This is a genomic window from Roseomonas sp. TAS13 (genome assembly GCF_001950415.1).
In the GTDB taxonomy this organism is placed as follows: Bacteria; Pseudomonadota; Alphaproteobacteria; order Acetobacterales; family Acetobacteraceae; genus Roseomonas; species Roseomonas mucosa.
Window position 1 is genome coordinate 1 of the sequence record NZ_BDLP01000492.1, and the last position, 2,672, is coordinate 2,672.

At 71.3% G+C, this 2,672-nt stretch carries 3 protein-coding genes and 1 pseudogene; 2 read left to right on the forward strand and 2 right to left on the reverse strand.

Features of this window, described 5'->3' with window-relative positions:
• A pseudogene (locus ROTAS13_RS22600) lies at nt 1-424 on the reverse strand (double-strand break repair protein AddB); the annotation flags it as partial.
• A 78-nt stretch (nt 425-502) separates the two neighbouring features.
• Nucleotides 503-748 carry a DUF3297 family protein gene (locus tag ROTAS13_RS22605; protein WP_019461677.1) on the reverse strand — a complete coding sequence of 82 codons (246 nt, stop codon included), beginning with the start codon at nt 746-748 and terminating at the stop codon, nt 503-505.
• 238 nt (nt 749-986) lie between these two features.
• Between ROTAS13_RS22605 and ROTAS13_RS22610 the strand changes: the two genes are divergently transcribed.
• Nucleotides 987-1,982: a diguanylate cyclase gene (locus ROTAS13_RS22610; RefSeq protein ID WP_019461676.1), complete on the forward strand. Its 996-nt coding sequence runs from the start codon at nt 987-989 to the stop codon at nt 1,980-1,982.
• Between the two features lie 57 nt (nt 1,983-2,039).
• Nucleotides 2,040-2,639 carry a hypothetical protein gene (locus tag ROTAS13_RS22615; protein WP_075823510.1) on the forward strand — a complete coding sequence of 200 codons (600 nt, stop codon included), beginning with the start codon at nt 2,040-2,042 and terminating at the stop codon, nt 2,637-2,639.
• Nucleotides 2,640-2,672 lie beyond the last annotated feature (33 nt).

The window sequence follows — 2,672 nt, forward strand, 5'->3', positions numbered from 1 at the left end:
TCGCCTTACGGTGGAGCTGTGCGTAGATGTGATCAAGAGACAGGGGATGCGAGGGGCCGCCGTAGTTCGGCGGCAGGCGCATCACCAGCGCGGTCAGCACCGCGAGACGCCGCGCCGGGTCCACCGCCGGGGGCTGGTCCATCAGGGCGGGGAGGGAGAGCTCCTCCGCATCCTCCACCGAAAGCCCGGCCAGGGGGCGCAGGCGCGGCAGCAGCAGGGCCTGCGCCCCGTTCACCTGTCCGGCGGCGCGCAGGAAGCTCTCGCGCAGGCTGCGGGCGGCGCGCCGGGTGGGCAGCAGGATCGTGGCGCGGGCCAGGATGGTGGGATCCGGGGCGGCCGGATCCTCCGCCCCGGCGAGGCGCACCACCCCCCGGGCCAGGACGTCCAGAAAGGGGAGGTGGGCCGGGATCTCGTGAAGGTTCATGGATTCCCGATGGTTAGCCGATTTCCCTCCCATCCCGCCACCACCGTTTGCCGCGCTGCACCGATAAGGGGGGCGTTGTCAGTCCTGGGGCGGGCGGAAATAGGGCTCCACCGTGCCCTGGAGCTTGATGGTCATGGGATTGCCCTTGCGGTCGAGCGTGTTGCCCACGGTCAGGCGGACCCAGCCCTCGCTGACGCAGTATTCCTCGACATTGTTGCGGTCCACGCCCTTGAAGCGGACGCCGACGCCGCGTTCCAGCACGGACTTGTCGAAATGCGGGCTCTTCGGGTTGACGGAAAGGCGGTCGGGCGGCGTGTCGGTCATGCGTCGGTAACTCCGGAACCTGGAACGGGCGACCTGATAGAACAGGCGTGGCAGCGGAGCCACCCATCCCGGGAGAAGCGCGGCGCCGGGACGGGCATGGCGAGGGGGAGGATTTTCACGGCGGCCGAAACAACCCATAGTTGTGGATGCCCTGGTGAGTTGCGCCTGGATTTTCCTGCCCCGGACTCCCGGCCCGGCAGGATGGCCCCGCCATGAGATCCCGCTGGAGGTCGCCGCGATGCTTCCCCACCTGATGCCGCTTTCCGAGGAAGACCGTCTCGCGGCCCTGCGCTCCTATGACGTGCTGGACACGGCCTGCGAGGCCAGTTTCGACAACATCGCCCGGCTCGCCGCGGATCTGACGGAGAGTCCCATCTCGATGGTCTCGCTGGTGGATGCCGAGCGTGCCTGGTTCAAGGCGCATCATGGGCTGGAGGCGCCGGAAGCGCCACGGGAGCATGCCTTCTGCGCGCATGCCATCCTGGAGCCCGGGACGCCGCTGGTGATCCCCGATGCCAGCCGCGACCCACGCTTCGCCGGCAACCCGCTGGTGACGGGGGCACCGGATATCCGCTTTTACGCCGGCGTGCCGCTGGTCAATCCGGAGGGGGCGGTGCTGGGAACCCTCTGCGTGCTGGACCGCAAGCCGCGGCGGATGAGCGCCGAGCGGCAGCGCATCCTGGTCCGGCTGGCCGAGGCGGTGATGACCACGCTCGAGCTCCGCCGCGCCATGAACCGGGTGCACCGGCTTTCGATGACCGATGCCCTGACCGGGTTGCTGAACCGGCCGGCCCTGATGGACGCGCTGGACAAGGCGGTCGCCCGGCTGAACCGGCATGGCGAGGGCTTCGCCCTGCTCTACCTCGACCTGGACGGGTTCAAGCAGGTGAACGACCGCGAGGGGCACGCGACCGGCGACGAGGTGCTGCGGGAACTGGCGGCGGTGCTGTGGGACAACCTGCGGCGGGAGGACATGGCGGCGCGGCTGGGCGGCGACGAGTTCGCCGTGCTGCTGACGGGCCGTGAGCCGGATGCCGCGATCGTGGCGGAGCGCCTGCAGCGGATGCTGGAGGCGGCGATGCGGGCGAAGGGCTGGGCGGTGACGGCCTCGATCGGGGCGGTGAGCTTCCACAACGCGCCGGAGAGCGTGGATGCCGCCCTGTCGCTGGCGGATTCGCTGATGTACGGCGCCAAGGCCGCCGGCCGGAACCGGGTCCTGCACCGCGACCACTGAGGCGGGGATCGCGGCGCCGGCCCTTCAACGGGCGGGCGGACTGGGCTAGCGGAAGGCGTGACCCAGGCCCCGCTTCCTTCCCGTGTCGTGCTGATCGGTGCCGGCGGCCATGCCGCGGCGCTGATCGAGAGCATCCGTGCTGCCAATGGGGCCGCCAATGGGGCCGCCAACGGAGCCGCCAATGGGTTGGCCGGCGGGATGGAGATCGCCGGCTGCCTCGACCGGAGCGCGCGGGCGCCGGTGCTGGGCGTGCCGGTTCTGGGCGACGAGACCCTGCTGGAGCGGCTGCGCGGCGAGGGGATCGGGGCGGTGGTGGTGGCCATCGGGCACAACGCCACCCGCCTGCGCTGGCTGCGGCACGCGCGGGACCTGGGCTTCGCCCTGCCGGTGGTCGCGCATCCCTCCGCCATCCTGTCCCCCAGTGCGCGGATCGGCGCCGGCAGCGTCGTGCTGCCCCGCGTGGTGCTGGGCGCGCGGGCCGTGGTGGGGGAGGGCGCGATCCTGAACAGCGGCGCCATCGTCGAGCATGACGGCGTGCTGGGCGACGGCGTGCATGTCGCCTGCGGCGCGGCGCTCGGCGGCGGGGTGCGTGTCGGGGAGGGGGCGCTGATCGGGCTCAACGCGGCGCTGCGGCCGCTGGTGCGGGCTGTCTCTTGATCACATCTACGCACAGCTCCACCGTAAGGCGAA